The following is a 13,575-nucleotide window of genomic DNA, read 5'->3' as shown; positions in this document are numbered from 1 at the left end:
ATCGCGTCCCGCCGCCCTTGATCTAGATCAAGTGGGCGTCGTCATTGCCGGGTCGCCTTGAGGCACGGGCAAAACGTCGTCAGGCCGCCCGAGGGAGGTCGCCATGGCGATGCTGGGCGAGATCACGCACACGACCACGTACCGGTACACGAAGCCGGTTTCGTTCGGGACGCATCGGGCGATGTTCCTGCCGCGACGCGGCGCCTGTGCCCGCCTCCTCGGCTGGTCCGCGAGAACCAACCCGCCTTCGAAAGTCCACTGGACCACCGATGCGAGGTCCAACACTGTGACAGTGATGGAATTCAGCGAACTGGCCAGCGAGCTGACCATCATTTTTCAGGTGCGCGGCGTGTATTTCGGCATCAAGGGCATCGAGTCCTTTCCGCTGGCCGCCCGCGCCGAGCAAATTCCCGTGCAATACTCGCCCGACGAATGGACCGACCTCGCCGGCTATCTGCGTCCGCACGCCGACGATCCCGACGGCAGCCTTGCGTCGTGGACGAAGAGTTTCGTCGCCGGCGACAAGGACGAGACCACCGACGTGCTGCACCGGCTGTTGCGGACCTTTCGCGAATCCTTCAGCTACAGCGCCCGCGAGTCGGAAGGCACGCAAGCTCCGGGCGAAACCTTGCGCAAGCGATCCGGTACCTGCCGCGACTACGCCTGGCTGATGATCGAGACGCTGCGCCGCCTCGGCCTCGCCTCCCGCTTCGTCAGCGGCTATCTCTACGATCAGGCGCTTGACGGCGGTGCCGTCGGCGCGACCGGCTCCGGTGCCACGCATGCATGGGTGCAGGTGTTTCTCCCTGGTGCCGGATGGCTGGACTACGATCCGACCAACCAGATCAATGCCGGCTTCGACCTCATCCCGGTCGCAGTCGCGCGCCATCCCGCCCAGGCGATCCCGCTCGAAGGCTCGTGGTTCGGAGACGCCGGCGATTATGCCGGCATGTCAGTCAACGTGACAGTGCACAAGATCGGCGACATCCGCGATTCGTCCGAGGGCTGACGGCGGACCGCACGGCCTCAATGCGCTGAACCCTCAGTGATCCTCAGTTTGGACAGCTCGCGGGCTGTCTCGAGGATCATGTCGATCCGCTGCTGCAGTCGGCGTTGCAGATCGGGGATATTGACCTTGTCGGTGACGCGATAAGCGTTGCCGATGCGCTCGACATAACCCTGCTTGATCATCTCTTCCAGCCGCCGCAGCACCGTGGCTCGCGGCAGCTTCAGTGCCTGGGCGACTGTGTTTGCTCGCACCGGCGAGCACATCGCCGTTCGCAGGAATAGGTAGATGCCGATGGTGCGGAACGTCGCACTATCATTCTGCCGGACGAAGTCGGCGCCATAATCATCATTGATGCTGCGGATCAAGCCGAGATAAAGCCGGCTTAGAAGCATGCGCTCCCGTGCCAATTCAATACGGGCTGGCGGTTTCACGGCGTCAAGAAGAACGAACTCATCACCCGCCACCGTCCATGTCGACGGGCCACCCGAGTTGCTGTTGTCGGACTCAAGGGTCATGGCCAAGTTCCGTCAATTGTGATCGCGAACGCCAGCTTACAGCGTATCTGCTGCATCCGGATAGGCTGATTGGGCTGAAGGAGCCCATGCCTCGACATCGTGAAGATGGAACTGCATCCGCAGCCCCGCCGGGCGAAACACCTCGTCAATCCCTCCCAGCAAAAATATTCCACTTTCCCGAATTTCGGATTTATGGCATATATCCCTCATCCCGGCCCTGCCAAAGGGGCGCTTCGCGATCGTCACGAGATGCGGGTTGGGTTGCGGTGGACGCGGTAGCGCCGGCGCGGATTGCGGGATGACAGGGCGGGCAACCGTGAGTCCTCACGCAACGCGGCACGACACGGCGCGGTCACAGCGGGTTCGTCGGTGGCCGGGGGTGAGCACACGCGAGCCTCTGGCTCTCAGGCGAAACCGTCCGCGGACGGAGAAGTCGTGTGGTCCTGACGCCCGGGTCTGTGCGTCAAGTCTTGCGGTGATGTGGCGGCCCGACCGGGCACGCGCATCAGCCATCCGCAACGCGACGGGGGCAATAGTGCATCGCTCCCCGGGGAGAGCACGAAGGACACCGTTAAAACCATCCGCGCAGGGAAGGCCGGGCGACCGGCATCACCTGTGATCCACCCCGTGTGCACTTCTGTTGCGCACGGATCCCGGGTGCCGCCGGCGCCCGGCCTTCCCTGCGCCCTTTGGCTTCCATCGGGCGGTGCGACGACCGAACAGCTCGGGCAAAACCTGCCGCGAGAATGATGAGCCATGGCCCCTTCCCGGCCGCAATGCGCACAGGCAGGCACCGTACAGAATGTCGCACCGCTTTTCGCCAGCGCGCGCGGCTGGTAGATTGCCGGCATTGCTGTGGGGGTTTTTTGATGCACGCGAGGATTTTCAATCGCGTCCTGGTGCTGGCGGCGCTCGCCGCGGCCACGCTCACCGTCGCGCTCCAACCGGCATCGGCCGAGAAGCGCATCGCGCTGGTGGTTGGCAACTCCGCCTACAAGAACATCACGCCGCTCGACAACCCGTCCAAGGACGCGAGCCTGATGGCGGAGACGCTCGGCACACTCGGCTTTACCCTCGTCGGCGGCCGTGCCCAGCTCGATCTCGACAAGGGGGCGATGGACATCGCCGTGCAGAGCTTTGGCCGGCAGGTCCAGGGCGCCGACGTCGCGCTGTTCTATTATGCCGGTCGCGGCGTGCAGGTCGCGGGCTCGAACTATCTGGTGCCGGTCGGCGCCAATCCGACGCGCGAGGCCGACGTCGATTTCCAGATGACCGACGTGAACCTGGTACTGCGGCAGATGCAGGGCTCCGGCACGCGGCTCAACCTCGTCATCCTTGATGCCTGCCGCAACAACCCCCTTGGCTCACGTGGGCTGCGTTCCTCTGACGGTGGTCTCGCGCAGATGCGCGCGCCGGAGGGCACGCTGATCTCCTACGCGACACAGCCCGGCAATGTTGCGCAAGACGGCAGCGACGGTCACAGCCCCTATACCAAGGCGCTGGCCGCGACGGTCCGGACCGCAGGCCTCGATGTGTTCCAGACCTTCAATCAGGTCGGCCTCGCCGTGAAGCGCGCCACCTCAGGTGCGCAGCAGCCCTGGGTGTCGTCCTCGCCGATCGACGGCACCTTTTACTTCGTGCCGCCGACGCAGACCGCGCCGCCGCAGGTCGCGGCGATGCAGCCCGATCCGCTGCCGTCGGATCGCCTGCGCGCCGATCCCGACCGCGTGCCGCTGCGTGATGCCGCGCTGCTCAGCGAATTGAACGAGCGGCTCTATGAGCTCAATTTCGACCCCGATACGCCTGACGGGCTGACGCGCGCCATCACGAAGCTGCAGCAGCGCATTTCGATGGCGCCGACGGGTGAAGCGACCGAAGGCCTGCTGCTGCGGATGCGCAAGATGGAGGATCTCAAGCCGTGGGGCTCGATCGTCTATGGCCCCGACGGCAACAAATGGGGCATCTCCTGGAACCATGCCTCGCGGCGCGCGGCGGTGGCGGATGCGCGCGGCAATTGCGGAGGCGCGAAATGTCCGATCGAGCTCTCCTTCTACGGCAAAAGCTGCGGCGCCTTCGCGATCTCGGACAAGTCCTGGTCGCTGGTCCAGCGCGATAGCGTGCAGCGCGCCAAGGATGCCGCGCTTGACGATTGCGGCAAGGCTGGCAAAGCTTGCCGCATTATTGGAAGCGTTTGTGCCGACGGCTCCGGTCGTTGATTTTGCCTCTGATTTTTCATCATGATGGATTTCTGGCTCATGTCGAACATCGCAAGCCGCAAGTTTGCCCTCGCCTCGCTTCTGCTCGCCCTCGCGGCTCCTTCGGCCTTCGCGCAATCCGGCAGCGCCGGCGGCTCGATCGGCAACGACGAAAAAACGCTGTCCGGCTCGCGCCAGGATAGTTCTTCAGGCCGCTCCGCGGAACCCGCGCCATCCGAGCGCCGCAGCAAGCCGGCCGCTGACGAACAACGCTCGTCGTCGCGGCGCGGCGGAGGAGGAGGTGGTGGTGGTGGCGGCAGCTTCGACGGCGCCTGGGCCGTCACCAGTGTCGGTTGCGGCGGCACGACCAGCGGCGCGACCGTCGTGACCTCGGGCCGTGTGATCGCCGAAGGCGTCAGCGGGACCGTCAGCCCGAATGGCTCGGTGCACACGTTCGGACATGGTGAAGGCGGCATCACCTATACCGGCGCCGGCCGCCTGTTCGGGCGCAGCGGTTCCGGCACTTTCCGCCGTTCCGACGGCTGCTCGGGGACCTGGACCGCGAGCAAGCAATAGCGCCGGCAAAAAGCCTGAATTCGCGGTGGAACGAACACCGCGCGGGCCCAATTCAAGCCACATCCTCTCCGGATTTGCGGCTCATTGCCACCTAACTCTTTGTTGAGAAAGGAAAGGTATCGAGTTGCGTCATGCGTAAACGGGAGACCAGGATGGGCAACCGCACCGCGAAGTTCATATCCGCGCTGATAGGCAGCATCATTGCCGGCGCACCACTGGCCGCTGTTTCGCAGAACGCGCCAAGTGCACCTGCGACCGCAACCGCGGCGCCGGCGACCGCAAGCACGGAGAATACGGCAGCCGACTGTCTCGCCTCGCCGAAGGGTGCCGCGCCGCAGGGCCAGCACTGGTTCTATCGGGTGGAGCGCGGGACCAAGCGGCAATGCTGGTATCTGCGCGCCGAAGGCGCCAAGGAAGGCGCCAAGGCGACACAAAGCGCGCAGGCGACGACCGATGCGCCGAATGCGGCTCCAGCCTCGCCGCCATCGGTGCAGAACGCGCGTGCTGAATACATCGCGCAGACCAGCCCCGGAGCGAGCCCGCCGGCGCCGGCCGCAGCCGCAACGCAGCCGGCTCCCGGCACCCCTGATGCCAATGCAGCGCAGCCCGCCGTCGCCACGCGCTGGCCCGACGCCGCACCTGCGTCGCCCGCACCGCAGCCTTCACCCGCAACGGCTGCCGTACCTGCAACGGCCTCCGCGCAGCCGAGCACAAAGCCGGCCGCATCCCCTGCCCCGGTGACGCTCGCCGCGGCCGACGCGCCCGCCGACAAGCCGACCGGTTCGGTGCAGATGCTGCTGCTTGTCATCGGCGGCGCGCTGGCGCTCGCCGGCCTCCTCGCCAGCGTGATTTATCGCTTCGCCGGTCGACGCGCGCGCGCCCGGGCGGCCGATCGCCGCGTGAACTGGGATCATGGGCAGGATGAGAACGACAGCCGCGCGCCCTGGCATGCCGAGCCGGCGCCGCGCGTGGACCGGCCGCTTCCGGTGGACTTCGACGCCATGCGCGTGGAAGCCCCGCAGATCGCCGCATTCTCCAGCGCCATTAGCCGGATCGCCGCGCAGGGCCGCTCCGTTGAGATTGCGACAGCAGAGCCTGAAGAGACCGGGATCGACTATTTCGACGGCGAGTTCGAGATCGAGGCCCCGGCGCCTCAGCTTGCGGCCGACGACATCCACCACGAAGAGCCTGCAGAGCACGACGCGGACGCGCAACACGAACATCCGCGCGACGAAAGTGCGGCCGACATCGACATCATTACGGCGATGCTGGAGCGGCTGGCGACGGAAGGGCCGCGGCTGACGCAGCCTCGCCCTGAAGCTGACCTTGCTAGCCTTGAAGCTGACCTTGCAGCCCTCGCACGAAGCTCACGAGGCCAGTCCGCCGCTCGCGCTTGAGGCGCTCGGCCTTCAGGATCGACTGCACCTCGGCGAAGGCGTCATCAACATTGTGGTTGATGACGATATAGTCGTACTCGGCCCAGTGGCTCATCTCGTGGCTGGCGCGGCTCATCCGCTTGCGGATCACCTCGTCGGAATCCTGCGCACGCGAGTGCAGCCGCTTCTCGAGATCGCCGGCCGACGGCGGCAGGATGAAGACGCTGACGACGTCCGCGCGCGCTTTTTCGCGCAACTGTTGCGTACCCTGCCAGTCGATGTCGAACAGCACGTCCTGCCCCGCCGACAGCGCGGCCTCGACGGGCGCACGCGGCGTGCCGTAGCTGTTGTCGAACACGGTGGCCCATTCCAGCAGCTCGTCGCCCTTCACCATGGCGTCGAACCTGGGCTTGTCGACGAACAGATAGTCGCGGCCATCGACCTCGCCGGGCCGCATCGACCGCGTCGTCGCCGACACCGACATGCGCAGACCCGGCATGCGGTCCATCAGAAGACGCGACAGCGTCGTCTTGCCCGCGCCCGATGGCGAGGACAGCACGAACATCAGCCCGCGCCGCTCGACACCGTCAGTGCCCTGACCGCCCGTCGTCATCGATCACTCCAGATTCTGGACCTGCTCGCGGAATTGCTCGACCACGTTCTTCATGGCGAGCCCGGTATTGGTCAGCTCGATGTCGTTCGACTTCGAGCAGCAGGTGTTGACCTCGCGGTGAAACTCCTGCGCCAGGAAGTCGAGCTTGCGCCCGACCGGGCCGCCCTTGCCGATCAGCTCGCGCGCCTGCGCGATATGGGAGGCGATGCGGTCGAGCTCCTCGCGAATGTCGGCCCTGGTTGCGATCAGGATCGCCTCCTGCATCAAGCGGTCGGAATCGAAACGGTCGGAGGTGTCCAGCAGCGCGGCGATCTGCTCGGCGAGCCTGGCCTTGATCGCCTCCGGCTTGCGGCCCGGCGCGGCCTCCGCCTTCTTCGCAAGCTGCTCGACCTCGTCGACCCGCTGGACCAAGATCTGCCCGAGCGAGGTGCCCTCGCGCTTGCGCATCTCGACGAGTTCGGCGAGCGCCTTGTCGAAGGCGTCCGCCGCGGCGGCCCGCGCGGCCTTGTCCTCGTCCTCGTCGCCCTCGGGCTCGGCGACCTCGATGACACCCTTGATGGCCAGAAGTCCGTCGACACTCGGCGCGACCGCATCGACCTTGCCGGCGATGACGGCGGCGGCCTTCAGGACGGCGTTGAGCACGTCCTCATTGACCCGGACGGAGGCCGCGGCATTGGCGCGCTTGACGGTGAGATTGGCGTAGACGGTGCCGCGCGACAACAGCTCGCCGGAGCGCTTCTTGGCGTAGGCTTCGAGCTCGTCGAACCCCTGCGGCAGCCGCACCCGCAAGTCAAAGCCCTTGGCGTTGACCGACTTCAATTCCCATTCGAACGTATACGGCCCGCTCGCGCCGTGGCTTCGGGCAAAGCCGGTCATGGACGACAGCGCCATCAGGTCAAATTCTCCGGAAACAAAGGATTCGCAAGGCCATCAGGCCACGCGAATCTTAAGACTATTTTGCGGGAAAGTGTAATCCGCAAAGTCCCGTAGGCAGGCCTGCGCTAGCGCTGGATCACCGGCGGCACTGGCTGCACGGCGCCTTGCCGGGCGGGCGCCGCCGGATTGGCGGGCCGAGCAGCCGGCGGCTTCTTCTGCTGAGTCGGCTTGGGCGTGGTCGCGGTCGGCGCCGTGTCTGCGGCCGCAGGCGCAGCGGCCGGCGCCGGTGCGTCATCGGCAGGCTCCACCGTGTCGTTCTGGATCTGCTTCTCCATCGCGCGCAGCTTGACGACGTTCTTCTGGTGCGCGTCGTAGGTCTCGGTGAAGGCGTGCCCGCCCGAGCCGTCCGCGACGAAGAAGAGGTCGCGGGTGCGGGCCGGGTTGGCTGCCGCCTCCAGCGAGGCGCGACCGGGGTTGGCGATCGGGCCCGGCGGCAGGCCCTCGATCACATAGGTGTTGTAGGGCGAGGGCTGCGTGATCTCGCTGCGCTTGATCGGGCGTCCGAGCGTGCCCTTGCCGCCGACGAGGCCGTAGATGATGGTCGGGTCGGACTGCAGCTTGATCTTCTGCTTGAGCCGATTGACGAACACGGCTGCGACGCGACTACGCTCGTCGGGCTTGCCGGTCTCCTTCTCGACGATCGAGGCGAGCGTCTCCAGCTGCTCCGGAGTCTTGACCGGAAGGTCTTGGCTGCGGCGCTCCCAGATCTCCGCGAGCACGCGCTTGTGCGCCTGCTGCATGCGCTGGATCACCTGGTCGCGCGGGGTCCCGCGCGGGAACTTGTAGGTCTCCGGCAGCAGCGTGCCTTCACGCGGCAATTCGCGCACGCTGCCGGTGAAGATGTCGTTGTCGGACAACCGTGCCACGATCTGCTCGGAGGTGAGGCCCTCCGGAATCGTGACGGAATGCTGCACCACCTTGCCCTCGACGATGGTGGCGATGACGTCACGCAGGGATGCGTTCTTCTGGAACGAATATTCCCCCGGCTTCAGGTCCGAGCTCGCCTTCAGCGCGGCCACCGCGGCGATGAACACCCACGGATTGACATCGGTCACGCTTTCCTTGTTCAGGGTCTCGGCGATGTCGCGCTTGCCCGCGCGCTGCGGGATGTTGACGATCTTGTCTTCCTTCAGCGGCCCCGGCGCCTCGAGCACCTGCCGGCCGTAATAATAGGCGCCGCCGGTGCCGAGCATCCCGATCAGCAGCAGGGTGATGATGGCGTTGCCGACCACGACAAAGGGATTGCGGGCCCGCTCCGAACGCCTCGGGGGGGGCGGGACCTGCTCGGGCTCGAGCGCTGCCCGCGGACTCCGGGGCGAAATGGGCGGCCTTTCACTCATCGATGCAACCTGAATCCTGCCGGTTCAATCGCAGCCTGACAATCACTTGCCGAGCCAAATGCACGCGCCCACAGACATGACTATCGCCGAATACGGCAAAACGGTGGATTCGTCGCAAACACAAACTAATGGGTCAGGCGCCGGACGATGACCGAGGCATTGGTACCGCCGAAACCAAAAGAATTCGACAACGCGACGTTCACCTCGCGTTGCTTCGCCTTATGCGGCACGAGATCGATCGCGGTCTCCACCGACGGATTGTCCAGGTTGATGGTCGGCGGGACGACATTATCGCGAATCGCGAGGATGGCGAAGATCGCCTCGATGGCGCCGGCCGCGCCGAGCAGATGGCCGGTCGACGATTTGGTCGACGACATCGCAACCTTGGAGGCGGCATTGCCGAGCAGCCGCTCCACCGCGGCGAGCTCGATTTCGTCGCCAAGCGGCGTCGAAGTGCCGTGCGCGTTGATGTAATCGAGGTCGGATGCCGTAAGGCCGGCGCGCTTGAGCGCGGCCGTCATGCTGCGGAAGCCGCCATTGCCGTCGGGTGACGGCGACGTAATGTGATAGGCGTCACCCGACAGACCGTAGCCGATCACCTCGGCGTAGATCCTGGCGCCGCGGCGCCGGGCGTGCTCGAGCTCCTCCAGGACGAGGACGCCGGCGCCCTCGCCCATGACGAAGCCGTCGCGATCCTTGTCATAGGGACGCGAGGCCTTCTCGGGCGTCTCGTTGAAGCCTGTCGAGAGAGCGCGCGCGGCATTGAAGCCGGCAATGCCGATGCGGCTGATCGGCGATTCCGCACCACCGGCGACCATCACGTCGGCGTCACCCAGCGCAATCAGGCGGGCGGCGTCGCCGACCGCATGGGCGCCGGTCGAGCAGGCCGTGACCACCGAATGGTTCGGCCCCTTCAGCCCGTGCTTGATCGAGACATAGCCGGACGCGAGATTGATCAGGCGGCCCGGAATGAAGAACGGCGACACCCGGCGCGGGCCGCGCTCCTTCAGCAGGATAGCGGTGTCGGCAATACCGTTGAGGCCGCCGATGCCCGAGCCGATCATGGTGCCGGTCGCACATTGGTCCTCTTCGGACTCGGGATGCCAGTTGGCATCGTCGAGCGCCTGGCCGGCCGCGGCCATGCCGAAGATGATGAAGTCGTCGACCTTGCGCTGGTCCTTCGGCTCCATCCAGATATCGGGATTGAAGGTATCGTTCGACCCGTCGCCGCGCACGACGGTGCAGGCGTATTTGGTCTGCAGATCGGAGACATCGAAGCTCTCGATCCTGCGCGCACCGCTTTCGCCATTGAGGATGCGTTTCCAGGTCGGCTCGACGCCGCAGCCGAGTGGCGACACCATGCCGAGACCAGTGACGACAACCCGCCTCATATCCGAAAACTCCGAATCGAAAGATTCACGGCCAATAACAAGAAACCGGCTGACCGCTGGGAAGCGGCCCGTCCGGTTTCAATGTTGTCCCCGCGAAAATGAAGAGCCTTAGCTCTTCGCGTTCTTCTCGAGAAACTTCGTAGCGTCGCCGACGGTGAGAATCGTCTCCGCGGCGTCGTCCGGAATCTCGCACCCGAATTCTTCTTCGAACGCCATCACCAGTTCGACGGTGTCCAGACTGTCGGCGCCGAGGTCATCGATGAAGCTCGCTGCGTCGACAACCTTCTCGGGTTCAACACCAAGGTGTTCGACCACGATCTTCTTAACCCGTTCGCCAATGTCACTCATTGCATAACCTCGTGTTGTTCCCTGTAGACCCGACCCCCCGGGACGATACGAGCCGTCGTGGTCGTTGACTGCCTTCGCTTACGAACTTTGATTTGGTCCCACCTTAACCGATGGAGACCCGGCGAACGACGGCCAAGGCTCCGCATCGCCAATATACAGGGTTTCAAAAACCTGCAATGGCGTTCTTTGCCCATCCGTTGAAGGTCCGGTTATCATACTTCAACTGCCTTGACTACAAGCCTCAATTCGCTCCGGAAACGGCCGTTTGCCGCATCCTGCCCCGCCCATGTGGGCAGTGCGGAACGGCGTGTCAGATCATGGCCATGCCGCCGTTGACATGGATGGTTTGGCCGGTGACGTAGGCTGCTTCGTTCGAACTCAGGTAGACCGCGGCCGCCGCAATGTCCTCGGGCGTCCCCAGGCGATTGGCCGGAACCTTGGTCAGAATCGTCTCGCGCTGCTTGTCGTTGAGCGCATCCGTCATCGGCGTCTTGATGAAGCCGGGCGCGATGCAGTTCGCGGTCACGCCGCGCTTGGCGTATTCGGCACCGAGCGTCTTGATCATGCCGATCAGGCCGGCCTTCGACGCGGTGTAATTGCCCTGCCCGGGATTGCCGGTGACGCCGACCACCGAGGTGATGGCGATGATACGGCCGAAGCGCTTGCGCATCATCAATTTGGTGGCGGCACGCGCCAGGCGGAAGGTCGCGGTCAGATTGACGTTGATGACCTCGTCCCAATCCTCATCACGAAGCTGAACGAACAGATTGTCACGCGTGATGCCGGCGTTGGCGATGAGAATATCGACCTGGCCCATTGCAGCTTCTGCAGCCGGGACCAGCGCCTCGACCTCGTCGGCCTTGGAGAGATTGCAGGGCAGCACGAGGGCGCGCTCGCCAAGCTTGCCGGCAAGCTCATCCAGCACTTCCTTGCGCGTTCCGGAAATCGCGACGGTGGCGCCCTGCGCGTGCAGCGCCTGCGCGATCGCGCCGCCGATGCCGCCGGTCGCGCCGGTGACGAGCGCCTTTTTGCCAGTCAGATCGAACATGGAAAACTCCTTCAAAGCACGATCCGGAAAAGTGTGCAGCGGTTTTCCGGAAAGATCGTGCGTAAACTTATCCCTGCTTCGCAGCGGCCAGTGCATCCTTGGCGGCGGCAATATCGTTCGGCCCGCCGACCGACACGCCGACAGCGCCATCGGCAATACGCTTGACGAGTCCCGTCAGCACCTTGCCCACGCCGATCTCGAAGAAACGGGTGACGCCCTGGCCCGCCATATAGGCAACCGACTCGCGCCAGCGCACCGTGCCGGTGACCTGCTCGACCAGCCGGCGGCGGATCTCGTCGGGATCGGTGATGGCGCTTGCCAGCACGTTCGAGACCAGCGGCGCACCCGGCGCTTTGATCGTGACCTTGGACAGCGCCTCGGCCATGGCGTCGGCGGCCGGCCGCATCAGCTGGCAATGGAACGGCGCGGACACCGGCAGCAGCATGGCGCGCTTGGCGCCCTTGGTCTTGGCGATCTCAACGGCGCGATCGACCGCAGCCTTGTCGCCGGAGACGACGACCTGGCCGCCACCATTGTCATTGGCAGCTTGGCAGACCTGCCCCTGTGCCGCCTCCCTGGCGACCTCCATGGCCGCGTCGTAATCGAGGCCGAGCAGCGCGGCCATCGCGCCGGCACCGACCGGCACGGCCTTTTGCATTGCGAGACCGCGGGTGCGAAGCAGCCGCGCAGTGTCCGAGATCGTCAGGCTGCCAGCGGCAGCCAGTGCCGAATATTCGCCGAGCGAGTGGCCGGCAACGAACGCAGCATCCCGCTCCACGGAAAATCCGGCTTCAGCCTCGAGCACCCGCAGGGTCGCCACAGACACCGCCATCAGGGCCGGCTGGGCGTTCTCGGTGAGTTGAAGGGTTTCGGCCGGGCCGTCCCAGATCGTAGCCGTCAGCTTCTCTCCAAGCGCGGCATCGACCTCGTCGAACACGGCGCGCGCCACCGGAAAGGCATCGGCCAAGGCTTTGCCCATGCCAACCGCCTGGGAACCCTGCCCCGGAAATGTGAATGCTGCCGTCATCGGCGCTCCCTGGATCGCTCGAGCCGCGTGCTTCGAGAACCCGGCTGCCGATGACGTCCGGCCCGAGCCTTGGTTCCCGACCATGCTCTGAAAAGGGCCGTAGACCCGTCCAGGGCCGGAATGTCAAGCCGAGATAGGAACTTCGGCCTCCATTCAACTGGGGATGCGGCCTCTAAAATCCACCGTTGGTCTGGTTGGCATCGACCTCCGCGCCGGCCCGCGCGCGACGCGCGCTGTTGACGAGCTTGCCGGGACGATCGTCCTGATCTGGCTTCGCCGTGGCGAGCCGCAGCACTGCGGCGTAATTCGGTTGCACCTCCATCCGCTCGGCGTGCCGGCTCTCACTGAGCAGGCGATGCACCTTCGGCAGATTGTAGCAGGGCACGTAGAACAGCAGATGATGCTCGAGGTGATAGTTCACGTAGTACGGCGCGATGAACAGGCGCTCGATAAAGTTTGCATGCGTGGTCCGGGTGTTGCGCAAGGGATCGCTGCTGTCGGGCACGACAGCATGCTCGGCGATGTTGCGGATTCGGGTGATGACCATCATCCAGGTCAATAGCGGCACCAGCCACAGCAGCGGATAGGCCCACCACACGCCGGCCGCAGTGAGGCTTGCGAACATCGCGGCGTTGACGAGGCATTGCGGGCCAAGCTTGTCCCAGAAATGCGCGGCGCGCTGCCGCCACGGCCAGTCCTGCGGACCGAGCGCGTTGAGCAATTGAGCCTTGCGCTGCTGGTAGCCGGTCTGCCCGGTGATGTCGCGCATGAACTTGCGACGATAGCTCAGCTTGGTGATCGGAAACGGCGCCGACAGCACGAGATCAGGGTCGTCCTCCTGCTGGGTGCGCGCATGATGCTGCAGGTGATAGTGGCGATAGCTGCGTGTCTCGGCAAAGAGCGGATAGGCGCAGAGCCATTGGCTCAGGGCCAGATTGGTCTTCTCGTCCGCGGACAGGCAACCATGCGCGCCGTCATGCATCAGGATCGCAAGGCCAAGCTGGCGCGAGCCGATGATGGCGACGGCGAGAACATAGGTGATCGGATTGGGCCACCACGCGACCAGCGCGATTGCGCCAATGATCAGCGCCCAGGCGTGGGCGATCATGGCAACACCCTTCCAGGTCACGCGCTGGCGCACGTCGGCCAGTTGATCATCGGTCAGGAAATCGCGGGCACGCATCCGAAGTGCGGTCATGGC

Annotated in this window: 13 protein-coding genes; 4 read left to right on the top strand and 9 right to left on the bottom strand. The window is 65.2% G+C overall.

The window, feature by feature from the left end:
* The first annotated feature begins 103 nt into the window (after positions 1 to 103).
* Positions 104 to 1,009 carry a transglutaminase family protein gene (locus V1280_RS03540; RefSeq protein ID WP_334519039.1) on the top strand — a complete coding sequence of 302 codons (906 nt, stop codon included), beginning with the start codon at positions 104 to 106 and terminating at the stop codon, positions 1,007 to 1,009.
* Positions 1,010 to 1,026: 17 nt separating this feature from the next.
* Here V1280_RS03540 and V1280_RS03535 read toward each other — a convergent pair whose 3' ends face one another.
* Positions 1,027 to 1,524, bottom strand: coding sequence for a helix-turn-helix domain-containing protein (locus V1280_RS03535; protein ID WP_334519036.1), 498 nt, complete (start codon positions 1,522 to 1,524; stop codon positions 1,027 to 1,029).
* 869 nt (positions 1,525 to 2,393) lie between these two features.
* On the opposite strand from V1280_RS03535, the gene V1280_RS03530 reads away from it, so the two are divergent.
* The 3 genes from V1280_RS03530 (at position 2,394) to V1280_RS03520 (ending at position 5,692) form a co-directional block, all read left to right on the top strand.
* On the top strand, positions 2,394 to 3,740 hold the full coding sequence (locus V1280_RS03530) for a caspase family protein (protein ID WP_334519033.1): 1,347 nt from the start codon (positions 2,394 to 2,396) through the stop codon (positions 3,738 to 3,740).
* Between the two features lie 39 nt (positions 3,741 to 3,779).
* Positions 3,780 to 4,295, top strand: a complete 516-nt coding sequence (locus V1280_RS03525; RefSeq protein ID WP_334519031.1) for a hypothetical protein — start codon at positions 3,780 to 3,782, stop codon at positions 4,293 to 4,295.
* A 152-nt stretch (positions 4,296 to 4,447) separates the two neighbouring features.
* Complete coding sequence (locus V1280_RS03520) at positions 4,448 to 5,692, top strand: hypothetical protein (protein ID WP_334519029.1); 1,245 nt, start codon at positions 4,448 to 4,450, stop codon at positions 5,690 to 5,692.
* On the opposite strand, the gene gmk is transcribed toward V1280_RS03520, so the two are convergent.
* The 8 genes from gmk to V1280_RS03480 all read right to left on the bottom strand — a co-directional run bounded on the left by gmk (position 5,625) and on the right by V1280_RS03480 (position 13,572).
* On the bottom strand, positions 5,625 to 6,284 hold the full coding sequence (gene gmk / locus V1280_RS03515; RefSeq protein ID WP_334519027.1) for a guanylate kinase: 660 nt from the start codon (positions 6,282 to 6,284) through the stop codon (positions 5,625 to 5,627). The two genes, V1280_RS03520 and gmk, sit on opposite strands and share 68 nt — an antisense overlap.
* A 3-nt stretch (positions 6,285 to 6,287) precedes the next feature.
* Entirely contained in the window at positions 6,288 to 7,175 is an 888-nt protein-coding gene (locus tag V1280_RS03510) for a YicC/YloC family endoribonuclease (protein WP_334519025.1), read from the bottom strand.
* 110 nt (positions 7,176 to 7,285) lie between these two features.
* Entirely contained in the window at positions 7,286 to 8,560 is a 1,275-nt protein-coding gene (gene mltG, locus V1280_RS03505) for an endolytic transglycosylase MltG (protein WP_334519023.1), read from the bottom strand.
* A 125-nt stretch (positions 8,561 to 8,685) separates the two neighbouring features.
* Positions 8,686 to 9,951 (bottom strand): beta-ketoacyl-ACP synthase II, encoded by a 1,266-nt coding sequence (gene fabF, locus V1280_RS03500; protein WP_148770976.1) that lies wholly within the window; start codon positions 9,949 to 9,951, stop codon positions 8,686 to 8,688.
* A gap of 108 nt (positions 9,952 to 10,059) precedes the next feature.
* On the bottom strand, positions 10,060 to 10,299 hold the full coding sequence (locus V1280_RS03495; protein ID WP_008130699.1) for an acyl carrier protein: 240 nt from the start codon (positions 10,297 to 10,299) through the stop codon (positions 10,060 to 10,062).
* A gap of 310 nt (positions 10,300 to 10,609) precedes the next feature.
* Positions 10,610 to 11,347 (bottom strand): 3-oxoacyl-[acyl-carrier-protein] reductase, encoded by a 738-nt coding sequence (fabG, locus tag V1280_RS03490; protein ID WP_027535227.1) that lies wholly within the window; start codon positions 11,345 to 11,347, stop codon positions 10,610 to 10,612.
* Between the two features lie 67 nt (positions 11,348 to 11,414).
* Complete coding sequence (fabD, locus tag V1280_RS03485; protein ID WP_334519015.1) at positions 11,415 to 12,374, bottom strand: ACP S-malonyltransferase; 960 nt, start codon at positions 12,372 to 12,374, stop codon at positions 11,415 to 11,417.
* A gap of 172 nt (positions 12,375 to 12,546) precedes the next feature.
* A complete protein-coding gene (locus V1280_RS03480; RefSeq protein ID WP_334519011.1) occupies positions 12,547 to 13,572 on the bottom strand; it encodes a fatty acid desaturase family protein in 1,026 nt (341 codons plus the stop codon).
* Between the last annotated feature and the right edge of the window lie 3 nt (positions 13,573 to 13,575).

Origin of the sequence: Bradyrhizobium sp. AZCC 2230 (assembly GCF_036924495.1) — a bacterium.
In the GTDB taxonomy this organism is placed as follows: domain Bacteria; phylum Pseudomonadota; class Alphaproteobacteria; order Rhizobiales; family Xanthobacteraceae; genus Bradyrhizobium; species Bradyrhizobium rifense.
This window is presented reverse-complemented; position numbering and strand designations above follow the sequence as displayed.

Excerpts from the sequence above, each read along its gene's own strand:
- gmk (WP_334519027.1), bottom strand. The coding sequence starts at position 6,284 with ATGACGACGGGCGGTCAGGGCACTGACGGTGTCGAGCGGCGCGGGCTG.
- fabD (WP_334519015.1), bottom strand. The coding sequence starts at position 12,374 with ATGACGGCAGCATTCACATTTCCGGGGCAGGGTTCCCAGGCGGTTGGC.
- V1280_RS03510 (WP_334519025.1), bottom strand. The coding sequence starts at position 7,175 with ATGGCGCTGTCGTCCATGACCGGCTTTGCCCGAAGCCACGGCGCGAGC.
- fabF (WP_148770976.1), bottom strand. The coding sequence starts at position 9,951 with ATGAGGCGGGTTGTCGTCACTGGTCTCGGCATGGTGTCGCCACTCGGC.
- V1280_RS03535 (WP_334519036.1), bottom strand. The coding sequence starts at position 1,524 with ATGACCCTTGAGTCCGACAACAGCAACTCGGGTGGCCCGTCGACATGG.
- V1280_RS03520 (WP_334519029.1), top strand. The coding sequence starts at position 4,448 with ATGGGCAACCGCACCGCGAAGTTCATATCCGCGCTGATAGGCAGCATC.
- V1280_RS03495 (WP_008130699.1), bottom strand. The coding sequence starts at position 10,299 with ATGAGTGACATTGGCGAACGGGTTAAGAAGATCGTGGTCGAACACCTT.
- V1280_RS03480 (WP_334519011.1), bottom strand. The coding sequence starts at position 13,572 with ATGACCGCACTTCGGATGCGTGCCCGCGATTTCCTGACCGATGATCAA.
- mltG (WP_334519023.1), bottom strand. The coding sequence starts at position 8,560 with ATGAGTGAAAGGCCGCCCATTTCGCCCCGGAGTCCGCGGGCAGCGCTC.
- V1280_RS03525 (WP_334519031.1), top strand. The coding sequence starts at position 3,780 with ATGTCGAACATCGCAAGCCGCAAGTTTGCCCTCGCCTCGCTTCTGCTC.
- V1280_RS03530 (WP_334519033.1), top strand. The coding sequence starts at position 2,394 with ATGCACGCGAGGATTTTCAATCGCGTCCTGGTGCTGGCGGCGCTCGCC.
- V1280_RS03540 (WP_334519039.1), top strand. The coding sequence starts at position 104 with ATGGCGATGCTGGGCGAGATCACGCACACGACCACGTACCGGTACACG.
- fabG (WP_027535227.1), bottom strand. The coding sequence starts at position 11,347 with ATGTTCGATCTGACTGGCAAAAAGGCGCTCGTCACCGGCGCGACCGGC.